Origin of the sequence: Paraburkholderia sp., from assembly GCF_026225065.1 — a bacterium.
Classification (GTDB): Bacteria; Pseudomonadota; Gammaproteobacteria; order Burkholderiales; family Burkholderiaceae; genus Paraburkholderia.
This window is the reverse complement of sequence record NZ_JAMFSB010000101.1, coordinates 1-26,172: the sequence shown is the minus strand read 5'-3', so window position 1 is coordinate 26,172 and position 26,172 is coordinate 1. Positions and strand designations below refer to the sequence as shown.

Annotated in this window: 17 protein-coding genes; 5 read left to right on the top strand and 12 right to left on the bottom strand. The window is 61.6% G+C overall.

Going from position 1 to position 26,172, the window contains the following annotated elements:
- Positions 1 to 3: 3 nt before the first annotated feature.
- On the bottom strand, positions 4 to 741 hold the full coding sequence (locus M0954_RS07730) for a helix-turn-helix transcriptional regulator (RefSeq protein ID WP_123386549.1): 738 nt from the start codon (positions 739 to 741) through the stop codon (positions 4 to 6).
- Between the two features lie 243 nt (positions 742 to 984).
- Between M0954_RS07730 and M0954_RS07725 the strand changes: the two genes are divergently transcribed.
- Positions 985 to 1,587: a flavin reductase family protein gene (locus M0954_RS07725; RefSeq protein ID WP_297352456.1), complete on the top strand. Its 603-nt coding sequence runs from the start codon at positions 985 to 987 to the stop codon at positions 1,585 to 1,587.
- A 221-nt stretch (positions 1,588 to 1,808) separates the two neighbouring features.
- Complete coding sequence (gene thrS, locus M0954_RS07720) at positions 1,809 to 3,038, top strand: threonine--tRNA ligase (RefSeq protein WP_297352454.1); 1,230 nt, start codon at positions 1,809 to 1,811, stop codon at positions 3,036 to 3,038.
- 45 nt (positions 3,039 to 3,083) lie between these two features.
- Here thrS and M0954_RS07715 read toward each other — a convergent pair whose 3' ends face one another.
- Positions 3,084 to 4,523 carry a DHA2 family efflux MFS transporter permease subunit gene (locus M0954_RS07715; RefSeq protein WP_123386546.1) on the bottom strand — a complete coding sequence of 480 codons (1,440 nt, stop codon included), beginning with the start codon at positions 4,521 to 4,523 and terminating at the stop codon, positions 3,084 to 3,086.
- A 63-nt stretch (positions 4,524 to 4,586) separates the two neighbouring features.
- Positions 4,587 to 5,258, bottom strand: a complete 672-nt coding sequence (locus tag M0954_RS07710) for a glutathione S-transferase (RefSeq protein WP_122157198.1) — start codon at positions 5,256 to 5,258, stop codon at positions 4,587 to 4,589.
- Positions 5,259 to 5,917: 659 nt separating this feature from the next.
- On the opposite strand from M0954_RS07710, the gene M0954_RS07705 reads away from it, so the two are divergent.
- Positions 5,918 to 12,037 carry an alpha-2-macroglobulin gene (locus M0954_RS07705; RefSeq protein ID WP_297352452.1) on the top strand — a complete coding sequence of 2,040 codons (6,120 nt, stop codon included), beginning with the start codon at positions 5,918 to 5,920 and terminating at the stop codon, positions 12,035 to 12,037.
- A gap of 86 nt (positions 12,038 to 12,123) precedes the next feature.
- Positions 12,124 to 14,517 carry a penicillin-binding protein 1C gene (gene pbpC / locus M0954_RS07700; protein WP_297352450.1) on the top strand — a complete coding sequence of 798 codons (2,394 nt, stop codon included), beginning with the start codon at positions 12,124 to 12,126 and terminating at the stop codon, positions 14,515 to 14,517.
- Positions 14,518 to 14,544: 27 nt separating this feature from the next.
- Here the strand turns inward: pbpC and M0954_RS07695 are convergent, their stop codons facing one another.
- The 9 genes from M0954_RS07695 to M0954_RS07655 form a co-directional block, all read right to left on the bottom strand.
- On the bottom strand, positions 14,545 to 15,768 hold the full coding sequence (locus M0954_RS07695; RefSeq protein ID WP_297352448.1) for a dienelactone hydrolase family protein: 1,224 nt from the start codon (positions 15,766 to 15,768) through the stop codon (positions 14,545 to 14,547).
- Between the two features lie 104 nt (positions 15,769 to 15,872).
- A complete protein-coding gene (locus tag M0954_RS07690) occupies positions 15,873 to 17,510 on the bottom strand; it encodes an AMP-binding protein (protein WP_297352446.1) in 1,638 nt (545 codons plus the stop codon).
- Positions 17,511 to 17,527: 17 nt separating this feature from the next.
- A complete protein-coding gene (locus tag M0954_RS07685) occupies positions 17,528 to 17,932 on the bottom strand; it encodes a RidA family protein (RefSeq protein WP_123386543.1) in 405 nt (134 codons plus the stop codon).
- Positions 17,929 to 18,372, bottom strand: a complete 444-nt coding sequence (locus M0954_RS07680; RefSeq protein ID WP_133893959.1) for a thioesterase family protein — start codon at positions 18,370 to 18,372, stop codon at positions 17,929 to 17,931. The genes M0954_RS07685 and M0954_RS07680 overlap by 4 nt, the downstream gene beginning before the upstream one ends.
- The gene (locus M0954_RS07675; RefSeq protein ID WP_133893960.1) at positions 18,369 to 19,583 is read right to left on the bottom strand and encodes an acyl-CoA dehydrogenase family protein; all 1,215 of its coding nucleotides are present in this window, start codon (positions 19,581 to 19,583) and stop codon (positions 18,369 to 18,371) included. Before M0954_RS07675 ends, M0954_RS07680 begins: the two co-directional genes overlap by 4 nt.
- Position 19,584: 1 nt before the next feature.
- Complete coding sequence (locus M0954_RS07670; protein WP_297352444.1) at positions 19,585 to 20,436, bottom strand: enoyl-CoA hydratase family protein; 852 nt, start codon at positions 20,434 to 20,436, stop codon at positions 19,585 to 19,587.
- A gap of 26 nt (positions 20,437 to 20,462) precedes the next feature.
- Positions 20,463 to 21,020, bottom strand: coding sequence for a MarR family winged helix-turn-helix transcriptional regulator (locus M0954_RS07665; RefSeq protein WP_123386540.1), 558 nt, complete (start codon positions 21,018 to 21,020; stop codon positions 20,463 to 20,465).
- Positions 21,017 to 21,817, bottom strand: a complete 801-nt coding sequence (locus M0954_RS07660; protein WP_122157189.1) for an SDR family NAD(P)-dependent oxidoreductase — start codon at positions 21,815 to 21,817, stop codon at positions 21,017 to 21,019. Before M0954_RS07660 ends, M0954_RS07665 begins: the two co-directional genes overlap by 4 nt.
- A complete protein-coding gene (locus M0954_RS07655; RefSeq protein ID WP_297352442.1) occupies positions 21,814 to 24,189 on the bottom strand; it encodes a bifunctional salicylyl-CoA 5-hydroxylase/oxidoreductase in 2,376 nt (791 codons plus the stop codon). Before M0954_RS07655 ends, M0954_RS07660 begins: the two co-directional genes overlap by 4 nt.
- A 255-nt stretch (positions 24,190 to 24,444) precedes the next feature.
- Here M0954_RS07655 and M0954_RS07650 point away from each other — a divergent pair.
- Positions 24,445 to 26,172 (top strand): aspartyl protease family protein (locus M0954_RS07650; RefSeq protein ID WP_297352440.1); only part of this gene is annotated, 1,728 nt, incomplete at its 3' end.

The following is a 26,172-nucleotide window of genomic DNA, read 5'->3' as shown; positions in this document are numbered from 1 at the left end:
AGCCTAGGGCGCGAGTTCCACGCTTCTGTCGTCGACCGCGAGTTCGCCCAGCCTTCCTTCGATACCCAACTCGTCTTTCAGCCACGCCCAGCCTTGCGGCGTCACCTGCACGGTGCGCGTTGCCTTGACCCGTCGCAGCCAGCCTTTCGCACACAGCAGCTTCATCCACTGCACGCCAAGCGGTCCAGCCAGATGATGCTGCCGCTCCGACCAGTCGAGGCACTGGCGCGCGAGACCCCGCCGCGTAGGTTGCAAGTCGGGCACATTCAATCCCATCCGGGCGAACCATTCCATTCCAGCGAGGCTGACCTCGAACTGCTTGTCGGCTGCCGCTACGATCACTCCGCGCCGCTCCAACGCCTGGGTGACCGCGACGCCGAGTTGTCCAGCCAGATGGTCGTAACAGCAGCGCGCAAACCGTAACTTCCTGGCGTCGGCGCTGAGCGGCTTGATACGAGGGCGGCTCGGCGGCGTAATCGACGCAAGGTTTTCCAGCAGCAATGCCACGTGCGAGCCACTTAACCGGTAGTAGCGGTGCCGCCCTTGCGCTTCGACTTCGACGAAACCACCGGCCAGCAGCTTCGCCAGGTGCGTACTAGCCGTCTGCGCGGTTACGCCGGCCGCATAAGCCAGTTCGCCGGCGGGCAGGGCCCGTCCGTCGACCAACGCCATCAGCATGCTGGCGCGGGCCGGATCGGCGATCAGGAAGGCGGTGGACGCGATATTCGGTTGCGAACACATGGTGGATCTCCTGTCGATCGGCGCCGGCGCTTTTCGTGCGCGACTCCGATCCCATGCAACGTGGTTGCTGCGATGTTCTCATCATAGGGTCTTGCGGAGACCGCATGCTTCGATGCGTATCGAAACGTTGTGGGGCTGCCGGACACTGATGACCCGCACCCTGGCTAGAATGCCATCTGACGCTGATGCGATGCCTCGGCACGCCGCACAAACCGATACACCGTTTGCACGATTAAGGCAGATATGAAAGGCACCAGAGAAGCAGTGGAATTGCCGCGGGCGACTCAATTACTCAATCACGGTCCGGTCACCGTCATCACCAGCGCCCATGCCGGGCGTACGAACGTCATGGCGGCGTCCTGGGCGATGCCGCTCGATTTCAATCCGCCGAAAGTCGTGGTGGTAGTCGACAGCCGTACGCTCACGCGACAACTGATCGAAGCGAGCGGCGTGTTCGGCCTGCAACTGCCGAGCCGTGGATTCGCCCGACAAACGCTCGCGGTCGGCTCGACGCCCGGCGCCGATCTCGACAAGTTCGCTGCGTTCGGCCTGGAGACCTTTCCGGGCCAGCTTATCGACGTGCCGATGTTGGCTGGCTGTATCACGTGGCTGGAATGCAAGGTGATTCCCGACGACAGCCAGCGCCACGATCTGATCATCGGCGAAGTGGTGGCGGCGTACGCCGATAGTCGCGTCTATTCGAAGAACCGCTGGCACTTCGGCGACGATCCTGATCTGCGCACCTGTCATTACGTGGCAGGTGGGACCTTTTTCGCCACCGGTGAGGCTTTTGAAGTGGAGCCGGCGGTGAGCAGGGCCGCGCGTAGTTCTGAAAGTGTCGATTGACGTTTCACCAATAGATCGTTTATTGTCGACCCATGGATCTCTCTTCGTTCTCCTTCGCGGCTGTCACCACCACGACGACCACCCTCATGGGCGGGTCGTCTGGAGGTTGCGCGCGCTAGAGCAACAAGCTGCTGCAAACCCCCAAGGGCCCCGCCGGAGACGGACGGGGCCCTTGGCGTTTATGGCCCTCTGTCGATGGCTCACATCAAACGGAGCGTACTGTGAACGATCTCGATCATCGCGTATTGGGTAACAAGCTAGACCTTTTCCATCAACAGGAGGAAGGCCCCGGCATGGTCTTCTGGCATCCGCGCGGCTGGGAGTTATACCGCGTGCTGGAGGACTACATTCGCCAGCGAATGCGACGCGCGGGCTTCCGCGAAATCCGCACGCCGCAACTGCTCGCCCGTTCGTTGTGGGAGCGCAGTGGGCACTGGGAAAAATTCGGTACGAACATGTATTCGTTCTCCGAAGGACAGGAAGCAGGCGGTGAAGGACGCGTCTCCGAGGCACGTGCGCTGTGTCTCAAACCGATGAGCTGTCCTTGTCACGTGCAGGTGTTCAATCAGCGCGTGCGTTCGTACCGCGAGCTGCCGGTGCGCTATAGCGAGTTTGGCGCCTGCCATCGCGATGAACCGTCCGGCTCGCTGGAAGGGCTCAAGCGCACGCGCGCATTCGTGCAGGACGATGCCCACGTATTCTGCATGGAAGCGCAAATCGAAGCTGAAGTCGGACGCTTTTGCGCTTTGCTGCGCCACGTCTACGCTGACCTCGGATTCCCGGCATTCTCGGTGGCGCTGGCGACGCGCCCCGCCGTGCGTGCGGGTTCGGATGAGGTATGGGATCGTGCCGAAGCAGCGCTCGCGCAAGCCGCTTTCGCGGCCGGACTCCAGTTCGAAGTGCGCGAGGGCGAGGGGGCGTTCTATGGTCCCAAACTGGAGTTTCATCTGATCGATAGCCGCGAGCGTAGCTGGCAATGCGGCACGGTTCAACTCGACTTCGTCTTGCCGGAGCGGCTCGATGCACTCTATGTCAACGAGCGCAACGAACGCGAGCGGCCCGTAATGATTCATCACGCGGTGCTCGGCAGTATGGAGCGTTTCATCGCGCTGCTACTCGAGCATCACGAAGGTTGGCTGCCTATGTGGCTGGCTCCGGAACAGGTCGCGGTAGCGACGATCAACGACGCAAGCGCAGCGTACGCGGCGCAGGTCGTGCAGGCGCTTGAAGAGGCCGGCGTGAGAGTTGTCCTCGACGACCGGCCGGAACGGCTAGAAAAGAAGATCTACGACGCGCGCGAAATGCAGGTGCCGATCTTCGTCGCAGTCGGGCCGCGCGACGAACGCGACCAGACGATCAGTATCCGCGAACGGGACGGGCAACAGGTGGTGCTTGCATTTGCCGAAGGCGTTGATCGTTTGCGGCACGCAGGCATGGCGCCCGCGAAATAGTACGGCTCACTGCGGACATCGAGAGAGGGCGCGGCGACGTTTTCGTCACTCAGCCGTCGCCTCCGCATGAGCGTTGCCCTGTTGCCCGGTGGCGCGCAGCAACGACGCACCGAATAGTGCCGCCACCGCAGCAAAAACCGCTCCGGTCAGAAACGCGAGGTGGTAACCGCTGTTCAGTGCCGCCGCTGTCCCCTGGGACGCCTGTAGCGCATCGGTGCGCGCCGCGGCAACGCTCGCGAGCACCGCGAGACCCACAGCGCCGCCCATCATGAACGCCGTGTTGACAATGCCCGACGCGAGACCGGATTCGCTCGGCTCGACGTCGCTCATCGCTGCCAGCAGAACGGGGTTGAACGCGATGCCTGCGCCGAGCCCGAGCAGTGTCATGCCGGGTAACACATCGAAGACAAAGCTGCCGTCAACCGGCGCCCGTGCGAACCACGCGAGTCCCATGGCGGCCAACAGCAAGCCGACACCGAGCGGCAAGCGTAAGCCGAAACGCATCACGAGCCGCGCGGACAAGCCCAGCGAAAACAACGCCATGATCAGGTTGGCGGGCAGAAAAGCGAGCCCGACCTGCATGGGCCGGTAACCCAGCACGCGCTGCAGATAAAGCGCCGAGATAAAGAACCACGCGAACATTGCCGCCGCCCACAGCACGCCGACGACATTCGCCACGGCGACGTTGCGCAGCTTGAACAGACCGAGCGGCATCAGCGGATGCTGCACGCGTGCTTCGATGCGCAAGAAGAGGAGCAGCAGTGCCAGCGCGGCGACCAGCATGCCGATGGTCTGCAGCGACAGCCAGCCCGCTTCGTTGCCGTTGACGATCGCGTAGACGGCGAGCATTAGCGACGTGGTGATCGTCGCCGCGCCCGCAACGTCGAGTCGTTCGCCGTGCGCGCTGCCGCGGCCATCAGGCAGCAGTGCGATACACATGGTGTAAACGGCGATGCCGATCGGCAGATTGACCAGGAAGATCCAGTGCCAGCTCAAGAGGTTGGTCAGCAGACCGCCGGCCAGCACACCGATGCTGCCGCCACCGGCGCACACGAAGCCATACACGCCCATCGCCTTGGCGCGCTCGCCTGGTTCGGTGAACAGATTCATGATCAGCGACAGCGAGACAGCCGACACGACTGCACCGCCGAAGCCTTGCACCGCTCGCGCGCAGACCAGCAGCACTTGCGAATTCGCCATGCCGCAGGCGAGCGAGGCCACCGTGAAGAGCGTGATGCCGCCCAGAAACAGCTTGCGATGGCCGTACAGGTCGCCCAGCCTGCCGCCGAGCAGCAGGAAGCCGCCGAAGGTCAGCATATAGGCGTTGACGACCCAAACCAGCGATGTTTCGGAGAAGCCAAGATCCGCGGCAATCGACGGCAGCGCGACGTTCACGATCGTCGAGTCGAGCACGATCATCAGGACGCCCAGGCACAGGACCATCAGGGCAAGCCAGCGTTTGCGCTGGTCGATGTTATGTGTCATGCAGTGTATCTCCGTAGTCGGGTTGCAGCGTCCGCCAGCGAGCGTTCGCGCTGGCGGTAGCGCTCAACTCAGCAGGTCATATTTGCCGCCGCGCTCCAGCGCGCGCTGATACGCCGGCCGCGCATGGATGCGGTCCAGAAAACCGCGAATGGCGGCAATGTTGGTATCAGGTCCGCCGCGCGCGGCGCCGGCTTCGAGCGGGAAGCTCATCTGCACGTCCGCGGCGCTGAACTCGTTGCCGACGAACCAGCCGGTCGGGGTGAGTGCATCGTTGATGTAACCGAGGTGCAGCTTGATCTGCGGATCGACGAAGCTCGATTGCAGCGTCGAGGCGATCTTGCGGGCAATCGGCTTGGCAAAGAACGGCATCGGAGCGCTGCCGATACGCGTTGCGACCAGCTTGAGCAGCAACGGCGGCATCACTGATCCTTCCGCATAGTGCAGCCAGTATGTATAGCGCAGACGCTCAGGCGTGCCAACTGCCGGCGCGAAGCGGCCCTGGCCGTAACGGTCCACCAGATACTCGATGATAGCGCCAGACTCGGCAATAGTGAGGCCCTCGTCCGTGATGACCGGCGACTTGCCGAGCGGGTGGACCGCGCGCAATTCGGGCGGCGCGAGCATGGTCTTGGGGTCGCGCTCATAGCGTTTGATCTCGTACGGCACGCCGAGCTCTTCAAGCAGCCACAGGACGCGTTGCGAGCGGGAGTTGTTCAGATGATGGACGGTCAGCATAGGGGAATCCGGGCCTGTGGAGTGCCACATGATAGCTCTGTTGGGCGGGGCGCTTTTAGAGCGAACGATCGGCCTTCAGGAGGTTCGTGTCCAGGGAGAAGTAAAAGCGCAGGTTTTATGCCTCGAATTCACGGCGCTGGATATCGGGTGAATGGTTTGACTGATCAGCCCGTTAGGTTGCCCCCTGCCCGTGCTTTATTGTGGTTTTTTGGTTTAACGATTGCGGTCGTCACAATCAATATTGAAAGTGGCTCTATCCTAGGTGCCGCGCTTTAGTGAATAATCTGCCGGGGCGATTGGCGTTAGAAACTGTCCACCGGATGTTTAAACCTGCGCACCCGCTGCGATACGCGGCGGCGATTGGCGTGTCCACGAAAGCTGTTAATGCAGCTGGAATAGATTTATAGGATACGGCGAAGATTTGCTGGTTTTCGGCCGTGCCCAATTAACGATAAAAAACCTTCGTTTTATCTAAAGGATGCATTGAGCATGAAAAAAAGTCCGAGCGCGATCTGAACCAGGAATCCTACCGTGTGAAGCAGGCTTTGCAACCAGCGGCACGAGTACGAATCCGGCGGCAAGAGCAATAAAACTAGCGCTAACAAAAGCAAGAGGAAACGGGGATAAGAAGCCGCAAGCTTATCCTTGATGAGGGAAGCATGGATATTCTGCGATTTCTGTTCGTTCTGCCGCTGCGTCTGGTGCGCGGCCTGTTCCGTCTTCTCGCGAAGATTACTCGGCCGGTCTTCGGCAGCGTCTCGTGGTCGGCTCCCGCATGGGCGCTGGCTACTGGCGCGGCGATCCGCCGCCGCCCCCGGCGCTTCGCCGGCGGCTTGCTCGGCGCCATCGTGCTGGTGGTCGCGGCAGTGGCCGGCTGGCACTGGTATTCGCATCGTCCGAAAGCCCCTGAGCCGGAACGGATTACCTTTCAGGCCAAGGTGCCCGCCGTCACGGACTATGTGCAAGCGGACGGCACGCCCAAGATCACGATTCATCCGCTGGAAGTGGACTTCTCGCGCTCGGCCGCGCCGATCGAACTGGTCGGCAAGACAGTCACCAAAGGCATCACGATGACGCCGGCACTGAAGGGCGAGTGGAGCTGGGCAGACGATCGCACGCTGCGCTTCGTGCCCGCTGCGGACTGGCCGGTTGGCGCCCATATCGAGCTGGCTTTCGACATCAAGCAAGCTTTCGCCCCGCACGTGCTGATGGCGGATGACCATCTGGCTTTCGACATCGCACCGTTTATCGCCAAGGCGGGTGCCGCCGAGTTCTATCAGGATCCGCAAAACGCGGCGGCGAAAAAGACCATCATGCCGGTGAGCTTCAACTACCCGGTCGACACGGCGCAATTCGAAAAGCGCATCTCGCTGGCGCTCGCCGGTAGCGACGGCAAGTTCAATACGCCGCTCAAATTCACCGTGATCTACGACACGCCCAAGCTGAATGCGTGGGTCCATTCGCAGCCGCTCGATTTGCCGCGCGACGACGGCGCGGTGCAGCTCACGCTCGATAGCGGTGTGCGCAGTTCTCGCGGCGGTGCGGGCACCAAAGACCCTTTGAAGTCGGTGGTGCGCGTGCCGGGTCTTTATAGTCTCGCAGTCAATAGCGTGAGTCCGACGCTGGTCGACAACGATCGCTACGAACCGGAGCAGGTCCTCGTCACAGAACTCAGCGGCGCCGTGCGCGGCAGCGATCTGAGCGGCGTGATCAAGGCTTGGGTGCTACCCAAACGCAAGCCAGACGCGGATCAGAAGGACGACGATCCGCCGTACGAGTGGGACACCGCGGACGTGAGCGAGAGCGTGTTGCGTCAGTCGCAGCCGCTCAAGCTCGAACTGGTGCCGACCGAAAACGAATTCGCAGAACTGCAAAGCTTCAAGTTTCACGCCGACCCGGGACAGCGCGTGTATGTGCGGATCGCCTCCGGGCTGAAGTCGTTCGGCGGTTACATGCTCGGCAAGCCCTCGGTTCAGGCGTTCACTGTGCCTGACTATCCGAAGCTGTTGCACTTTATGGCGGATGGCTCACTGTTGTCGTTAAGCGGCAGCAAGCGGATTTCCGTGGTGTCGCGCAACCTGCCCGGCATGAAGGTTGAAATCGGTCGCGTGTTGCCGGATCAGTTGCAGCATCTGGTGAGCTTCAATCAAGGCAGCTATACCAAGCCGGAACTCGGCTACAACTTTAGCGAGGACCATATCGTCGACCGCTTCGAGGAGAAGCGGGCGTTTCCGAAGGCCGGTCCGGGTCAGGCGCATTACGAAGGGGTGGACCTCGGTCAATATCTGAAGGCCGGCAAGCGCGGCGTGTTCCTGCTGCATCTGTCGGCCTACGATCCGGTCGCCGAGAAAAAAGCGGCTGAAAAGGCCGCCAAGGAAAAGAGTCAGGATTCCAGCGGGGATGCCAGTTCCAGTGACGACTCCGGCAATGACAACGGCGACGCCAACGGCGATTCGAGCGACGACAGCAGCAACGGCGACGACCAGTCGCCGACCGATACGCGCATGATCGTGGTCACGGATCTGGGCATGCTCGTCAAGCGCGCGCTCGACGGCAGCCAGGATGTCTTTGTGCAGTCGATCCACACCGGGCAACCGGTGGGCGGCGCGACGGTGTCGGTGCTGGCGCTCAATGGTCAGACGCTGTACACCCAGGACACCACTGCCGATGGTATGGTGCACTTCCCGACCTTCAAGGGACTGGATCACGAGAAGCGGCCGACGCTATACGTCGTGAAGAAGGACGATGACCTGTCGTTCCTGCCGGTAGGCGGCCAGGACCGCCAGCTCGACTTCTCGCGTTTCGATGTGGGCGGCGAGCGCAATCCGACCAGCGAAGGTCAGTTGTCCGCGTATTTGTTCTCGGACCGCGGCATTTACCGGCCGGGCGATCTGTTCCATATCGGCCTGATCGTGCGTGCGGCGAGCTGGGCGCGTAGTCCGGCCGGCGTGCCGTTGCAGGCGGAGATCGTCGATCCGCGTGGCATCACGGTTCAGCGTATGCCGATTAGCGTCGACAATTCCGGCTTTAGCGAGCTGGCGTATACGCCTTCCGAAACGGCGCCGACTGGTGCGTGGACGGTGAACCTCTATATCGTCAAGGATGGCGAGGCGACGGATCAGCCGATCGGCTCGACCACGGTGCAAGTGAAGGAGTTTCTGCCGGATCGCATGAAGGTCGAGGCCAAGCTCTCTTCGCAGGTGGCGGAAGGGTGGGTCAAGCCGGATCAGTTGAAGGGCATCGTCGACGCGCAGAATCTGTTCGGCACGCCTGCGGCTGACCGGCGCGTCGAGGCTTCGCTGACGCTGCGTCCGGTATGGCCGGAGTTCCGCAGCTGGCAGGACTATCACTTCTTCGACGTCCGTCGTGCGCAGGAGGGTTACACGACCAATCTGCAAGATGGCAAGACCGACGACAAGGGGCACGCCGAGTTTGATCTCGACCTCAAGAAATACGCGGATGCGACCTATCAGCTGTATTTTCTGACCAAGGCGTATGAGGCGGACGGTGGCCGCAGCGTAGCGGCGAACGTGCAGACGCTGGTCTCCAGCGACGACTGGCTGGTCGGCTACAAGTCGGTCGACGATCTCGACTACGTAAAGCGCAGCAGTCCGCGTACGGTGCATCTGGTCGCGATCAATCCGCAGGCCAAGTCGATCGAGCTGAAAGACCTGAAGGCGCAACTGGTCGAGCGGCGCTATGTGTCGGTGCTGACCAAACAGGACTCGGGCGTCTACAAGTACGACTCACGTCTTAAGGAAGTGCCGATCAGCGAAAATCCGCTGACGATTCCGGCCGCTGGTCTGGACTACACGCTGCCGACCGACAAGCCGGGCAACTACGCGCTGATTATCCGGAGTGCTGATCGAACGGAAGTGAATCGCGTCGAGTATTCGGTGGCGGGCGACGCCAACGTGTCCCGTTCGCTGGATCGCAATGCAGAGTTGCAGATCAACCTGAGCAAGCATGACTACGCCCAGGGCGAGCCGGTGGAGATCGCGATTCGCGCGCCGTATGCGGGTAGCGGTTTGATTACTATCGAGCGCGACAAGGTCTACGCTCACGCGTGGTTCCATGCCGATACCACCAGTTCGGTTCAACATATCACCGTTCCACCGGGCTTCGAGGGTAACGGCTATATCAACGTGCAGTACATCCGCGATCCGTCGTCGGACGAGGTTTTCATGAGCCCGCTGAGCTATGGCGTCGTGCCGTTCTCGGTGAACATGGACGCGCGCCGCAACGCGCTCACGCTCGATGCGCCGCCGCTGGTCAAGCCAGGACAGACGGTGACGTTCAAGCTGCACGCGGCGCATCCGACCAAGGTCGTGGTGTTCGCGGTAGACGAGGGCATTCTGCAGGTCGCCCGCTATAAGCTTGGGGATCCGCTCAAGTTCTTCTTCCGCAAGCGCATGCTCGAAGTGGGCACCTCGCAGATTCTTGATCTGATCCTGCCGGACTTCGAGAAGCTGATGGCGATGGCGGCGCCCGGCGGCGACGCGGATGACGCTATCGGCAGCCAGCTCAATCCGTTCAAGCGCAAACGCGACAAGCCGGTGGTGTACTGGTCGGGCATCGTCGATGTGGATGGCGAGAAGGACGTGAGCTATACCGTGCCCGATTACTTCAACGGCAAGCTGCGGGTGATGGCGGTGTCGGTGTCGCCGGATCTCGTGGGCACCGTCGAAGCGGCCACCACGGTGCGCGGCGACTTTGTGTTGTCGCCGAACGTGCCCAATGTGCTGGCCCCTGGAGATGAAGCTGAGGTCAGCGTGGGCGTGGCCAACAATCTCACGGGCCTCGGCGACAAACCGGTACCCGTGACGGTGACGCTGAAGACCGGTCCGCAGCTGAAGGTACTCGGCAATGCATCGCAAAACCTGAGCCTCGCGCAGATGCATGAGGGCGTGGCGCTGTTCCGCGTCAAGGCGACCGATACGCTGGGTTCGGGCAACCTGAGCTTTACCGCGAGCTATGCAGGCAAATCGGCAGCGCAGAGCCTCGATCTGTCCGTGCGTCCGGCGGCCGCGTATCGGTCGCAGGTCGATATTGCCCGCGTCGGCGCGAACAGCAACACGGATTTGCCAGGCTTGCGCAAGATGTACGACGCGTATGCTTCGCGCGATGCGAGCATCTCGACGGTGCCTGTGGTGTTGTCGGAAGGCCTGACGTCGTGGCTCGTCAACGTGCAGAACTACTGCAGCGAGCAGATTGTCAGTGCGGCGATGCCGCGGCTGATTGCATCGAAGTGGCCGTCGGTGCCTGCACTGACACACGCGCTGCAACCCGCTAACGGCGACCCACAAGTCACCAACGACCAGGCGCTGGCGCAAGCGCTCGACGTGCTGCGCACTCGTCAGAACAGTCAAGGCGGCTTCGGACTGTGGTCCGCGACGCCAGATGCTGAGCCGTTCATCTCGGCGTATGCCATGCACTTCCTGCTGGAGGCGCGCGATCGGGGTGTCACCGTGCCGGGCGACGTGCTCGACGCAGGCAACCAGTATCTGCATCAGCTCGCGAGCGACGACAGCTTGGATTCGCTCGACTTGCTGCGTCAGCGTGCCTATGCGGTCTATCTGCTGACCCGCCAGGGGAACGTGACGACCAACGATCTGGCTGCGGTGCAGAAGCGCTTGCAGGAGGCGTTCCCCAACGACTGGAAGAACGATCTCGCAGCCGCGTGGCTTGCTGCTTCCTATGAACTGCTCAAGCAGGACAAGGAGGCGAACACGCTGATCGCCGGTCCGCAGCGCGAACTGGAACGCAAGCAGGATCCCGCGAAGTTTGAGTATGGTTACTACACCGATCCGCTGACGCGCGATGCGAGCGTGCTGTATCTCTTGTCGAAGTACTTCCCTGACCGGGCGAAGGGGTTGTCGCCGCAGGTGATGGAGAACATCGCCGGGCCGCTGGCGCGCAATCAGTTCAACACGTTGTCGTCGTCCATGACGGTGCTCGCGCTTGACGCTTACGGGAGTTTGAACGCAACCGGTGTCGACAAGCTGGCGATCGACGAAGTGCATGCCGACGGCAGCGTCAAGGCGATCTCGACGCTGCAGGGCAACCTGTTGCAGTCGGGTAGCTGGAGTGCGGCGGCAACGAAACTGCGTTTCGTCAACGGCAGCAGCTTGCCGGCGTGGCGCGTCAGCAGTCAGACGGGCTACGACCGTGGCGTGCCGGACAAGGCGATCAAGAACGGCCTCGAGATCGTGCGCGACTACACCGATACCAACGGCAAACCGCTCGACAAGATTACGTTGGGCGAGGAGATCGAGGTCCACGTGAAGATTCGCGCGACGGGCGACGAGGGCGTGGGCAATGTGGCGATTGTCGATCTGCTGCCGGGTGGTTTTGAGCCAGTGATCGAGCCGCCGCCTGCTGCCGACAGCCAGACGGACGACAGCAATAGCGCACAGAGTGGTCAGGGGGATCAAGGTGGTCAGGCCAGCCAGGCTGACAACAACAGTAGCGATAGCGACAACAACAACGGCGATAACAACAGTGACAGCAGCGACAGCGACGCGAAGGCTGCGCCGTACCGCTCGCCGATCGGTCTGTCGAGCTCGACCTGGCAGCCCGAGTACGCGGATATCCGCGAAGACCGTGTCGTGATCTACGGAACCGCGACACCGGACGTCAAGGAGTTCGTGTATCGCATCAAGGCCAGCAACGCCGGCACCTTCATCGTGCCGCCGGCTTTCGGCGAGTCGATGTACGATCGCCGGATCCAGGCCCGTTCGCCGGGAGGCGCTACGCTAACGGTGGTACGCACACCGTGATCCCGTGGCCACACGTCTGAAGCGAAAGCCGATTACGTGTGGCCCGGCAAGCGACGCCGTTCCAGCTTTCTGCGAATCTCATCATCGTGTCTTTACTTCGTTCCTTGCTGCATGCGTGTGGCCGCTGGCTGCACCGCTGGCTGGTCGGCGCGCTGCTCGTCGTGGGTGTGCTAGTGGGCTGCCGTCTGTGGCCGCATCCTTCGCTGCAGGGCTGGAAACCTTCCTCCACAGCTTTCTACGACGATCACGGCCGTCTGTTGCGCCTGACGCTGGCGAGCGACGATCGCTTTCGCCTGTGGGTGCCGCTCAAGGATATGTCGCCGCAGCTGGTGGACGCGGTGCTGTTGCACGAAGACCGCTGGTATCGCTGGCATCCCGGTTTCAATCCATACGGCCTCGCGCGCGGCGCGTGGGTCACCTACGTGCGGCACGGCGACCCGCAGGGTGGCTCGACCATCACCATGCAACTGGCGCGCTCGCTATGGCAGCTCAATACGCGTACGCCGTGGGGCAAGCTAAAGCAGGCCGGGCGCGCGGTCCAGCTCGAGCTGTTTTATTCGAAGCAGCAGATTCTCGAGGCGTATCTGAACGATGCGCCGTATGGTCGAAACGTTGAAGGGGCCGGCGCGGCCAGCATCGCGTATTTCAACAAGTCGGTGGGCGCGTTGAGCTTGCCGGAAGCATTGACGCTGGCCGTGATTCCGCAGGATCCGGCGCGCCGTTTGCCGCGAGTACCGACACGAGGGCCAGCCGGTGCCGATGGTGTAATCAACCCACAGCTCACGACGTCACGCAACCGCCTGTACGCGCGCTGGCTGACCGGCCATCCGCAGGATGCCTCGCTTAAACCGCTGTTCGCATTGCCATTGAATATCCGGCCGTTGTCGCGCCTGCCGTTCGAGGCGCCGCATGCGGTGGAGCAACTGTTGGCGGCGCGGCAGATAGACGGCGAAGATCGAGAATCGCGCCTGCGAACTACGCTCGATCTGGATCTGCAGCATATCCTCGAGCGCCAAATTGCTCGCTACGTTGCACGTAACAACGGGATCGGGATTCGCAATGCGTCGGCCATGCTGGTGGATACGCGCGATATGGGCATCAAGGCAATGGTCGGCTCCGCGGATTATTTCAACCGCTCGATACAAGGTCAGGTGAACGGCACTTTGGCGCGGCGCTCGCCGGGGTCGACGCTCAAACCGTTCATCTATGCACTCGGCTTCGACCAGGGCGTGTTGCATCCACAGACTGTGCTGCGTGACGTGCCGACCTCGTTCGGCCCGTACACGCCGGAGAATTTCGACGGCCATTTCCTCGGGCCGATCACCGCCACCGATGCGTTGAACCGCAGCCGCAATATTCCGGCGGTTTGGGTGGCGTCACAATTGCATCAGCCCGATCTGTATCAGTTCCTGCAGCAGGCCGGCATCGGGCATCTGGCGAGCGAGCAGCACTACGGGCTCGCGCTGGTGCTCGGCGGCGGCGAAGTGACCATGCAGGATCTGGCCGGCCTTTATGCGATGCTCGCCAATCGCGGCGAACTGAAGCCGCTGCGCCTGCTCGCCAGCGATCCTCAGGTGCCGGGTACGCGCATGCTGAGCGACGAAGCGAGCTTCATGGTCATGGATATGCTGCGCCAGCATCTGCGGCCGGACGAGACCACCGGTGCGCAGCCGTCTCATCTGCCGGTGTACTTGAAGACCGGCACGTCATGGGCGTTTCGCGATGCGTGGACCGCGGGCGTGTTCGGCCCTTACGTGCTAATCGTTTGGGTGGGCAATTTCGACAGCACCAGCAATCAGGCATTCGTGGGTGTGGATGCCGCTGCGCCGTTGTTTTTCCAGATCGTCGATGGACTTGAAGCGGAACGTCCGCAGCTTGCCGAGCCGTTCAGACCTAGGCCGGGCAACGTTAAGCGCGTACAGATCTGTCTTGCCAGTGGCGAACTGCCTAACGAATGGTGTCCGGAAAAGGGCTGGACGTGGTTCATTCCTGGCAAGTCGCCGATCCGGGTGAGCAATGTGCATCGTCCGGTGGTGATCGACGATGCGAGCGGCCTGCCGGCGTGTCCGCCGTATACGGGCAAACGCACGCATCAGGAAGTATTTGAGTTCTGGCCGTCCGATCTACAGCAGGTTTTTGCGCAAGCAGGTATTCCGCGCCGCAAGCCGCCGCAAAATCCCGAGTGCCGCAATGCGGGCACGCCGGATGGCTATCCACCGCAGATTACCTCACCCGTGCGCGGCAGTATCTATGCGATGCGTCTGAAGCAGCTTGGCCAGGAGCGTATCGCCTTCAATGCCACCACGGATGCCGATGCGCATGCGCTGTACTGGTTCGTCAACGACGCGTATGTGGGCCGTAGCGATCCGGGCGCGGCGCTTTACTGGCAGCCGCGCACGGCGGGTAGTTACAGCGTGCGGGCGATTGATGATCATGGGCGGATCGATCAGCGCACGCTTGAGGTCAGTCTGGTTGAGTGAGCGCTGCGCCCGTACGCGCAGCGCCGCTTACACCTTTGCCTTCGCGCCCATGAGCTGATTCGACGGTAGCGTCTCATCAAGCAGCTTGCGCGCACTCTCGATACCCGCCACCGGCAACCCCACCGGATCGATCAGTCCCACCTGCACCAGCACCGACGCCTGATCCCAGTAGATATGCTCGTTGTACAGCTTGTCGCCGCGGAAGCAAACCACGGCCAGCATCGGCACTTCGAAATACTTGCCCGTGGGCGTAACACCCGGCAGCAGCCAGTCGATCTCGCACGTATGCGTACAGCTGAAAATGAATTCGTCGACGATGCGGTCCGCGCCGATCGTCCGCGAGATCGGAATCAGCTTCGTATCCTCAGGGTTCGAGTGAACGAAGTGATGCGTGTAGAAGCGCTTGAGATTGTCGTGGCCCACGCCGCCCGTCATCGTCGGCACGTGATTGACGTAAGGCTGCGCAACCATGGTCGGCATGACCGCGTCCACATCGCGCGTGGCGAACTCGTAGTAACAGTGCTGTTCCCACAGCGTATTCAGGTCGTACACCGGCCCCAGCACCTTGCGCAGCAGTGTGAGGGTGCGCGAGTACGCCATCATCGTGGCGGGTTTGTCGTAGCTCTTGCGTGAGGGATTTGCGAATGCATGATCGCATCCCGCGTAGACGTACTGCTCGATCTGCGGCCGGGTTTTTAGCGCGTTGCTGATGCGCTCGCGAACTTCGGGCGGGCAGTGCGCGTACTGTTCGGGGAAGTGGAACACCATCGGACAGCGGATGGCTGACACTTCGTCCAGATAGGCTTCGAGCCCGGCGCCGTAATAACTGACTGCACAGTCCACGTCGGTGCGGGCAGCGCTTAGCATGGCGAGCTTGCCGCCCAGACAGTACCCGATTGTGCCGACCTTGCCTGCCTGCTCCGGCAGCGCGCGTAACGCGCTGATGGTTGCTTCGACGTCGTCGATGGCGCGGTCGATATCGAAGCGCTGCAGATAACCGAGCGCGGTTTGCATATCGGCGTCGTCATAGCCGAGCACGACATTTGGCTGGATCCGCCAGAACAGGTCGGGCACCAGCACCACATAGCCCTCTTCGGCAAAGCGGTCGGCCATCGACTTCATGAAGTCATTGATGCCGAAGATTTCCTGTAGCAGCACGAGTCCCGGCCCCGAGCCTTGCGCAGGGCGCGCTACGTAAGCGTTGAAACGGCCGCCATCGTGGGCGGTGACTTCAATGAACGACGCGGACATGCCTGTCTCCTGTTGACCAGAGTTCGCGCTTCAGCGCGCTACGCATGGTCCCATGCAACATGGTTGCGGTGGTTGCGGAAGGAAGAACGTGAGGCTACATCGTATTACAGGGTGCGCAATGCAAACCGTTTGAGCTTGCCTGTTTCGGTGCGCGGCAGGGCGTCGACGAAAGCGATCAGACGCGGATACTTGTACGGCGCAACGCTATTCTTCACGAAATCCTGCAATTGCGCGACCAGATTGTCGTCTCCCGTGTAGCCGGGATTAAGGACGATAAACGCTTTGACGATCTGACCACGCGTTTCGTCGGGTGCACCGATCACGCCGCATTCCGCTACGGCGTCGTGCTGCAGCAGCACGCTTTCCACCTCCGGGCCTGAGATGTTATAGCCGGCGGAGACGATCATATCGTCGGCGCGTGCCTGGTAGAACACGTAGCCGTCCGCGTCCAGATAGACAGAGTCGCCAGGCAGGTTCCAGCCGTCGCGTACGAACTTCGCTTGCCGTTCGTCGGCCAGATAGCGGCAACCGGTCGGCCCGCGCACGGCAAGCTTGCCGATGGTGCCAGGTGGTACGGGTTGCATGGCATCGTCGACGGCTTGCACGACATAGCCGGGAATAGCGCGGCCGATTGCATGCGGCCGGGTCTCTGTGCCCGCCGCTGAAATGAAAATATGGATCAGCTCGGTGCCGCCGATGCCGTCGATCATTTCGATGCCGCTTGCCTCGCGCCATAGCCGCCGTGTCGAATCGGGTAACGCCTCGCCTGCGGAAACGGTCTTCTTGAGGCTTGAGATATCGAAGCGTGGGATGAGCGGTGCCATCTGCCGGTAGAAGGTGGGCGCCGTGAACATGATCGTGGCGTGAAAGCGTTCGACGGTTTGCAGCAACGTCTCAGGCGTCAGCCGCTCGATCAGCACCGTAGAAGCGCCGACCCGAAGCGGGAAGCACAGCAGACCGCCGAGTCCGAACGTGAACGCAAGTGGGGGCGTGCCGCAGAACACGTCGCTAGCGGTGGGCTTAAGCACGTGGCGCGGGAACAGGTCGCACATCATCAGGACATCGCGATGAAAGTGCATGCAGCCTTTGGGCAAACCTGTCGTGCCGCTGGTAAAAGCGATCAGGCAGACGTCATCGCTTGCGGTGTCGCAGGCAATGAAGTGTTCTGGTTTGCTCGCGGCAAGTGTTTCCAGGGAGTCCGGAGCATCATCATGGAACAGGCGGATCTGCTGTAGATCGGGACAGAAATACTCATCCTGTGGATCGCGGCAACGCTCAAGTTCCTCGGTAAGACGTGTGTCACACAAGGCGGCACAGATCTGCGCCTTATCGATGATCTGCTTGAGTTCCTTGGCACGCAGAAGCGGCATCGTAGGCACTAGCACAAGCCCGGCCTTGAGCGCGGCTAATGCGGCGACCGCCATCTGCAAAGTATTCGGCCCGCGCAGCAAGACGCGATTGCCGGGCTGCAGCGCCATCTCATCGACCAGCACATGTGCGCTGCGATTCACGAGCGCGAGCAGTTCGCGATAGGTGGTCGCCTGGGGCGCGCCGTTCACGTCGGACCAGATCGCAGGGCGCTCGCCGTGCCCAGCTTCGATGGTGCGGTCAAGCAGTTCGGTCGCGCAGTTAAAGCGCGCCGGGTACGCGATGTCGGGATTGTCGAGCAGAAAGACCGGCCACTGATCCTGCGGCGGCAGATGATCGCGAGCAAAGGTATCGACGTGAGCTGACGGTTCCATGAGGTTCTCCCGGACGGTTAGCTGGCTTCGTAGGGGATCACTGCAGTGGCTTCGATTTCGACCTTGGCTTCGTCTTCGATCAGTGCGACGACCTGCACCGCGCTCATGGCGATGTCGTAGTCGCCGATCAGCTCGCGAAACGCGCGGCCAATATCCTTGAGCGCCGCGAGGTATTCGCGCTTGTCGGTCACATACCAGGTCAGGCGCACCAGGTGTTCCGGCTTGCCGCCAGCCTCGTTGAGCACGGCGACAATGTTATGCAAGGCTTGGATAGCCTGAGCAGCGAAGTCGCTTGACGTGAAGCGCGCCTCGGCGTCCCAACCGATCTGACCGGCGATGAACACTTGCGTACCGACGGCCGCGACGCCGTTTGCATAGCCGCGCGGTTTGATCCAGCCGGCGGGTAGAAGAGGTTTTTTCATGAGCGTGGCTCGTCGATGAGGGCAGGTGGTGGTGCGAAGGACGCGAGGGCGCTCGCGATGTCGTCGGGAATATCGATGGACTGGCCGGTCTCGAGCGAAGTTGTCACCAGCACCTGGTTCGCGCGAAAACGCACTTCGTCGCGGCAATGGCCGACAATGCCGATTCGAATCGAACGGCGGCCGATTGAGTTCACCGTCAGCGTAAGCGTGACGGTCTCGCCCATGCGGCTTGCCCGCGAGAACTCGCAATCGAGCTTGACGATCGGCAAGCCGATGCGGCGCTGGCTGATCATGTGCGCGTAGTCGATTTTCAGGCGTTCGGTGAACCAGTCTTCGACCAATGCGTTCGTTAGCACGAGATATTGCGGAAAGAACACGATGCCAGCCGGATCGCAATGCGCGAAACGGATGCGTACGGGCATGTCGAACGTGGCGCTCATGACTTGCTCTTGCTGTCCTGATGGAGGGCGGCGTGCGCCTTCAGCACATCGCGGCCCACGATCAGTTGCTGCACTTCGGTGGCGCCTTCGTAGATGCGCAGCGCGCGAATCTCGCGATAGAGCATTTCGACGGCGGTGCCGCTTTGCACGCCCATGCCGCCCCACAGCTGAACAGCTGCGTCGATCACTTGCTGCGCGCCTTCGCTGGCGTGCCACTTTGCCATCGCCGCTTCGCGTGTGACGCTCTCGCGCTGGTCACGCAACCAGGCCGCGCGATAGACGAGCAGGGCGCTACTATCGATGGTCAGTGCCATCTGCGCGAGCTTGGCCTGGGTCAACTGAAAGTCGCCGAGTGTCTGGCCGAACATCTTGCGCGAGGCCGCACGTGCGAGACCTTCAGCCATGGCGTGACGCGCAAACCCGAGCGATGCTGCCGCTACCGAGGTGCGGAAGATATCAAGCGTGCGCATGGCCAGTTTGAAGCCTTCGCCAGATTCGCCCAGCATCTGGCTGCGCGGCACGCGTGCGCCGGCAAAATGCAGGCGCGCGAGAGGATGCGGCGCTATCACGTCGATGCGTTCGGCGATTTCGAGGCCCGGCGTATCGGCATCGACAATAAACGCGCTGATGCCGCGTGCGCCTGGCGCCTCGCCGGTTCTGGCGAACACCACATAGAAGTCGGCGATTCCCCCGTTGGAAATCCAGGTCTTGTCGCCGTCGAGCACATAGGCGTCGCTGTCTTCTCGCGCGGACAATGCCATTGCAGCCACGTCCGAGCCTGCATCCGGCTCGGACAGCGCGAACGCGGCAATGGCTGTGCCGTTCGCGACACGTGGCAAATACCGTTGCTTTTGTTCGTGCGTGCCGCCGAGCGAGATGGCGCCTGAGCCGAGCCCTTGCATGGCGAGCGCAAAGTCGGCGAGACCCGAATGCTTCGCAAGCGTTTCGCGCAACAGGCAGACGGCGCGCGTGTCGATGGTGTCGCCGTGCCCACCATATGCAGTGCCGCCGACGCCATATTTCAGCCAGCCTGCAGCGCCCAGTTCGCGTACCAGATGACGGCAGGTTGCATCGACATCCGCGTTGTGTTCTGCGTCAGCGAGATGCGTGACGCACCAGGCTTCGATACCCGCTGCGAGCTCGCGATGACGGTCTTCGAAGAATGGCCACGCCAGCGCGCTATGAAGATCGATCTTGCCGGAAGTGCTCAACTCAGTCTCCTTCGAATACAGGACGCGTCTTGGCCGCGAACGCGCGATAAGCACGTTCGAAATCATGCGTGCTCATGCAGATGGCCTGCGCTTGTGCCTCGGATTCGATCGCTTCGTCGATGCTCATGCTCCATTCCTGATGCAGCATCTTCTTGGTGATGCCGTGCGCGAACGTGGGCCCGGAGACGAGCTCCGCGGCAAGCTTGGCCGCTTCATCAAGCAGCGCATCGGGATCGCACAGACGGTTATAGAAACCCCAGGCGTAACCTTCGTCACCGCTTGCCGAGCGGCCGGTGAACAGTAATTCCGACGCCCGTCCCTGACCGATGATGCGCGGCAGGATCGAACACGAACCCATATCGCAACCGGCAAGACCCACGCGCGAAAACAGGAACGCGAGCTTGCTGCGCGCGGTGCCGAGACGCATATCGGAAGCCATCGCAAGAATGGCCCCTGCGCCTGCGCAGATACCGTCGACGGCGGCGATCACAGGCTGCGGGCAATGGCGCATCGCCTTGACGAGATCGCCGGTCATGCGGGTGAACAGCAACAACTCCGGCATCGGCAGATCGATCAACGGTGCGATGATGTCGTGCACGTCGCCGCCCGAGCAGAAGTTGCCACCGGCACCGTGGATCACGACGGCCTTCACATCCGTTGCGTACGCAAGCTGGCGAAACAGGTCGCGCAGCTCGGCATACGATTCAAAGGTCAGCGGGTTCTTGCGTTCAGGACGGTTCAACGTGATCGTCGCGACTTTCCCGTTTACCGACCAGCCGAAGTGTTTGGCTTCGTAGCCCGCCAGCTTTACGCGATTGCCGTCAAGCAACGCGTCGACGTGGGATCGTGTCATGGATATCTTCTCCAGTTCGGTGCCGCTCAACCCGTGAGGTTGTCGAGCAGATGTTTCTTGAGCTTGCCGAGACGCTGATGCGTGCGTGACTTCTCATCGAGACTGAGGCCGCCGAACATTTCGACGACCCATTGTTCATGCGCTACAGCCATGCGGTCGAACAGCTTGCGGCCGTCGGGTGTCAGACGCACACTGATCGAGCGGCGATCGTTCGGATCCGCGTCGCGTACCACGAGGCCTTCCTGTTCGAGCTGATCGGTAATGCCGGTCACGTTGCCGCCTGTGACCATCAACCGGCGCGAGAGCTCGGTCATCTTCAGGCCTTCGGGATGACGCTCGAGTTGGGCCATCAGGTCGAAGCGGGGCAGCGTGGTGTCGAATTCGCTGCGCAGGCGTTTGCGCAGTTCGGCTTGCACGAGGTTGGTCGTGGTGAGCATGCGCAGCCACAGACGCAGGCCCATATGACTGTCGACGCCGGTGCTCATTTCCATGTCGACGACATTCTCTGCAGGTTTCGCGACGCCTTTGCGTGCCGGCTTTGCTTCCGTGGATGCCGCCTTTTTAGCGCTAGCTGCACGGGTCATGTGACTTCTCCCCCCGAGACGGAAATGGATTGGCCGGTTATCGCCGCGGAGCCCGGCATGCACAGCCACAGGGCGGCATTGGCGACTTCGTCCGGCGCCACAAAGCGTTGTTGCGGGTTGTTGCGCAGCAGGATGCTGCGCGCTTCCTTCTCGCTGCGCGAGGTCTTGCTGGTGATCTGGTCGAGCGAGGCGCGCAGCAGTTCGGTTTCAGTGTAACCGGGGCAGACTGCGTTGACGGTGATGCCTTTGGCAGCGACTTCGAGTGCGAGCGAACGGGTCAGACCGATCACGCCATGCTTTGCAGCGCAATAAGCGGCGACGTAGGCATAGCCGATCTGCCCCGCCGTGCTGGCAATATTGACGATGCGGCCATAGCCGCGTTCGAGCATGCCGGGCAGCACGGCGCGCGTGCAGAGGAATACACCGGTGAGGTTGACGTCGAGCATGCGTTGCCAGAGCGCCATATCGGTCTGCGTGAACGGCGCCGCTTGCGCTTGTCCCGCATTGTTGATCAGTATGTCGACAGGACCGGCTTGTTCGAATGCGGCGATGACGGCGGCTTCCCGCGCCACGTCTACCGTGATGCACGTGAGTTCGCCTGCTGCGCTAGTTGAGTCAGATTTGTCTAGCACGCTCAACGCGTCGCGCTGCGCAGCAAGGCGGGCAGCGTCGCGGCCCATCAACGTGACGCGCGCTCCGGCGCGCACCAGCGCTGCGGCGGTGGCTGCACCGATGCCGCTGCCGCCGCCTGTGACGACAGCGTGTTTTCCAGCCAGCCCGGAGAGTTCTGTATTCACACCGTTCCTTCTGCGCGTTGTGCGCGTTCTTGCGGCGAGAGCCCTGCATTTGCCGCGGCCTGAGCGCGCTCACGCTCGAGATTGCGTTCGAGTTGCGATTTCGCCGCCGTGTATTGCTTCGGCCACATCACATCGAAATAGCCGATTTTCGCGGCTTCGTTGAGCGTCCACGAAGGATTGGCCAGATGTGGCCGTGCTACCGCGCAGAGATCCGCGCGGCCGGCCGCGATGATGCTGTTTACGTGATCCGCTTCGGAGATCGCGCCGACGGCGATCGTCGCGATACCGGCTTCGTTACGGATGCGATCGGCAAACGGCGTCTGGAACATGCGACCGTAGACGGGTTTTTCTTCCTTGCTCACCTGGCCCGACGAAACGTCGATCATGTCCGCGCCGGCTGCCTTGAAGGCACGTGCGATTTCCACCGCGTCGTCTGGCGTGGTGCCGCCGTCCACCCAGTCGTGAGCGGAAATGCGCACCGAAATGGGCTTGTCTTGCGGCCAGACCTTGCGGATCGCCGCGAAGACTTGCAATGGATAACGCAGGCGGTTTTGCAGCGAACCGCCGTATTCGTCGTTACGCTGATTGGTCAACGGCGAGAGGAAGCTCGACAGGAAATAGCCGTGGGCGCAGTGCAGTTCGAGCCAGTCGAAGCCCGCTTGTGCGGCCATCTCGGTTGAGCGAACGAATTGCGCCTCGATTTCGCGTAAATCGTCGAGGCTCGCTTCGCGTGACCATTGGCTGATGCCGCGCAAATACTGCTGCGGTGAGGCCGACACAAGTGGCCAGTTGCCTTCAGGCAGCGGTTGATCGATGCCTTCCCAACTCACGCGCGTCGATGCTTTGGCGCCTGCATGCCCCAGCTGCATGCCGATCTTCGCATCCGACTGCCGATGCACGAGTTCAACGATGCGTTTCCAGGCGGCGAGATGTTCCGGTGCGTACATGCCGGGACATCCCGGGGTGATGCGCGCTTCAGGCGAGACGCAAGTCATTTCCGTCATCACGAGTGCGGCGCCCCCCATCGCACGCGCGGCCAGATGCATGAGGTGATAGTCGCCGGCGATACCATCGACGGCGGAGTACTGGGCCATCGGCGAAACCACCACACGGTTCTTGAGTGTCACGCCGCGCAACTTGAACGGTGTGAACATTGGCGGAACGGAATGTTTTGCCGGTGCACGTTCAATACCGGAGCGTGACGCAAGCCAGTCTTCGAACCCGGACACGTAGCCCGCATCGCGCTCACGCAGATTTTCATGCGAGATGCGCTGTGAGCGCGTGAGCAGCGAGTACGCAAACTGCTCCGGTTCGAACGCGGAGTAGCGGTCGACATGCTCGAACCATTCCGTCGAATTCCGCGCCGCGTTTTGAATGCGCAGCACGCCAATGCTGCGCACTTCGGTGTAGTGCTTGAGTGCGGCGGCCAAATCGCTGGGATGGGCGTCGATGCTGTTGGCGAGTTCGATCGAATCTTCCAGCGCGAGCTTGGTGCCCGAGCCGATTGAAAAGTGAGCCGTATGGGCGGCGTCGCCCATCAGCACGATCGGTGTGTCCGGCGTGCCGTTGGCGTTGCTGCGCCAGTGCACCCATTCCCGATTGACCACGCGCGGAAAGCGAATCCATTGCGACGAGCCACGCAGATGCGCGGCGTTCGAGAGCAACGCATTGCCGTCCAGATACTTGGCAAACAGCTTTTCGCAGAAGGCGATGCTGTCTTCCTTGCTCATCTCGTCGAGACCGGCGGCGCGCCAGACGCGCTCCGGTGTTTCGACGATGAACGTGGAGGTCTGATCGTCGAACCGGTATGCGTGGGCCTGGAACCAGCCCCATTCGGTTTCTTCGAAGGCGAACGTGAATGCTTCGAAGAGCTTTTTCGTGCCGAGCCAGACGAAGCGACAATCGCGCATGTCGATGTCGGGCTGGAAGGTTGCCGCATACTTCTGACGAATGGCGCTGTTCGCGCCGTCGCAGGCGATGATCAGATCGGCGTCGTAGTTAGCGTCATCCGTCACCTGGGTTTCGAACACCAGCTTGACGCCGAGCGCTTCGCAACGCGCCTGCAGGATATTCAACAGCCGCTTACGGCCGATGCCGCAAAAGCCGTGACCGGACGAGCGGATCATCTCGCCGCGGAAATTAATCTCGATGTCGTCCCAGTGATTGAAGGCATCGAGAATCGCGTCCGCGCTCGGTGCGTCTGCCGCGCGGAGGTTGCCGAGCGTCTGGTCCGAGAACACCACGCCCCAACCGAACGTGTCGTAGGGCCGGTTGCGTTCGATGACCGTGACGTCATGCGCCGGGTTACGGCCTTTCATCAACAGCCCAAAGTACAGGCCGGCCGGTCCTCCTCCAATACAGACGATGCGCATGCTGCCACTCCGGTTGCAATCTGTTAGGTAATTTAGTCCTCGATATTTTAGATGTCAAGTAAATCGTTGAGGGAGGTGCCAAGGGATCGACGGGCCGGTGACAGGAAAATATTGGCATCGGGTACGATGCTGGTTGTCTTGATTCCGCGCGATATTTCTGTGCTCTTCCTCCCCTGTTGGTCCATGAACAGAAAACTAGAACGTTCCTGTCTCGTTGCCCTCCGCATCAGCCGTTTCGTAGGAGTCTTTGGCCTGATGGCCGTCGTGCTCAGCCGGCCAGCGGGCGCTGCGACAACCGATGTCGCCGCTGACCGCGCCGCGTCGATCGTTACCCAACTGCGGGATACGTCATCCGTCAACGGCGTGACGGTCTGCGGCCCACGTATCATCGAGGGCGACGTCGCATCCGGCGGCCTGAACGGACACTTCCTGATCGCGACAGACCCCGGGACGCAAGCTGGCATCATCAAAATAGCCGGACTGGGGGACCTCGACTTTTCCATCGGTGCCACGAAAACGGGCGTCTGGGTTCGGGACGGAAACGCGACGATACGCGACGCCGATTTCCCCGGCTTCCGCGCCGGCCTCGTCAGTGACATTTATTGGGCAAGCGGCGGCCTCGCCAATGCATGCTGGCCTGCAGAGGTGCGATACGATGGCGAGGAGTCGCAAGGCGCAGACGTGGTGGACATTCTCGAGGTCGTGCCTCAAGGCGGCAAGGTCACGAAGGTGTGGATCTCGCGCGAGTCGCATTTGCCGCTCAAATGGACGCGTCGTGACGAACCGGCCGTGGCGACCACATCGTATGCGGCATACGGGAGCGGTGCGCTGCACGCCGTCCCCCTTGGGCAAACATTCGTCGACCGTGACGGCACGCGGTGGGTGCTGCATACGGCTCGGGTACGCTCTACAGCCACGCCGGCTGAAGTGGCCACCCTGTCGGCAAAACCCCAAACCCGCTTGACCGACTACGGAATCGACTCGGCAACCAGTACAACCGTGCCGATGCGGATCGAGGGCCAGCTCTTCGTCGACGTGTTCCTCGACGGCAAGGGACCCTTTAACTTCATGGTCGACACGGGGGCCACGCTGCAGCTATCGTCGAAGACAATCGCCCAGCTCGGATTGAAAGCCGTGGGGGAAGGGAGCGACACCGACATCGATGGAAATGCTTTTGTTGAGCGCATTGTGAAACTGCCGGAGTTTCGTCTTGGCGACGCTCGTATACATGGCTTGTACGGCAAGGAAGCTGATTTGGGCGGCGGGGCCAGAGGCGGACCCATGCCGCTGGATGGCGTTATCGGCACCGAGCTATTAGACCGATTCGTGACCACCTTCGACTATCCGCACCATTCGCTCACGCTCGCACTTCACCCAAACCTGAGTGCTGCCGACGACGCGCGTTTTAGCATTCCCTTTATGCTGGACCACACCTTTCCGGTGACGGCGGGTCAGGTCAATGGCGTACCCGCCCAATTCTGGATCGATACCGGTTCGAATGTGGCATTGATCGTCAACGGGCCATTTGCTTTGCTTCATGCGGGACAGATGCCGAGCCGCAAGTATGATGGCGGGTTGATGTCTGGCTCGTCCGGTAAGGGATCGCCTGTGTTTATGGGTCGGCTCGCATCAATCGAGGTCGGTCAGCTAACCGTACCGAAACCTGTCGCGCTGTTCCCTGCTTTGGACGTGGGACTGGTAAGCGATACAGAGACCGCCGGCGATCTTGGTGACGATGTATTCATGACGTCGGCTTTGACGTTCGACTATCAGGATCGCAAGGCGTGGGTAATTCCCGACGAGACGGTGGCGCCTTCCGTGGCGAAAAACATTCAAAGCGGTATGAGAGTGGAAATCGATGCGACTGGCGACGCCATGGTCGGAGCGATTTACAAGGATTCGCCCGCGTGGGAGGCCGGACTCAGGAAGGGCGACCGGATCACTGCGATCGACGGGAATGCGGTGTCGCAGGATCTGGTGAAT

Coding starts and splice junctions, on each gene's coding strand:
- M0954_RS07715 (WP_123386546.1), bottom strand. CDS start 4,523: ATGACACATAACATCGACCAGCGCAAACGCTGGCTTGCCCTGATGGTC.
- M0954_RS07680 (WP_133893959.1), bottom strand. CDS start 18,372: ATGAGCGCCACGTTCGACATGCCCGTACGCATCCGTTTCGCGCATTGC.
- M0954_RS07725 (WP_297352456.1), top strand. CDS start 985: ATGAAAGGCACCAGAGAAGCAGTGGAATTGCCGCGGGCGACTCAATTA.
- M0954_RS07705 (WP_297352452.1), top strand. CDS start 5,918: ATGGATATTCTGCGATTTCTGTTCGTTCTGCCGCTGCGTCTGGTGCGC.
- M0954_RS07690 (WP_297352446.1), bottom strand. CDS start 17,510: ATGGAACCGTCAGCTCACGTCGATACCTTTGCTCGCGATCATCTGCCG.
- M0954_RS07665 (WP_123386540.1), bottom strand. CDS start 21,020: ATGACCCGTGCAGCTAGCGCTAAAAAGGCGGCATCCACGGAAGCAAAG.
- M0954_RS07655 (WP_297352442.1), bottom strand. CDS start 24,189: ATGCGCATCGTCTGTATTGGAGGAGGACCGGCCGGCCTGTACTTTGGG.
- M0954_RS07685 (WP_123386543.1), bottom strand. CDS start 17,932: ATGAAAAAACCTCTTCTACCCGCCGGCTGGATCAAACCGCGCGGCTAT.
- M0954_RS07670 (WP_297352444.1), bottom strand. CDS start 20,436: ATGACACGATCCCACGTCGACGCGTTGCTTGACGGCAATCGCGTAAAG.
- M0954_RS07730 (WP_123386549.1), bottom strand. CDS start 741: ATGTGTTCGCAACCGAATATCGCGTCCACCGCCTTCCTGATCGCCGAT.
- M0954_RS07695 (WP_297352448.1), bottom strand. CDS start 15,768: ATGTCCGCGTCGTTCATTGAAGTCACCGCCCACGATGGCGGCCGTTTC.
- M0954_RS07710 (WP_122157198.1), bottom strand. CDS start 5,258: ATGCTGACCGTCCATCATCTGAACAACTCCCGCTCGCAACGCGTCCTG.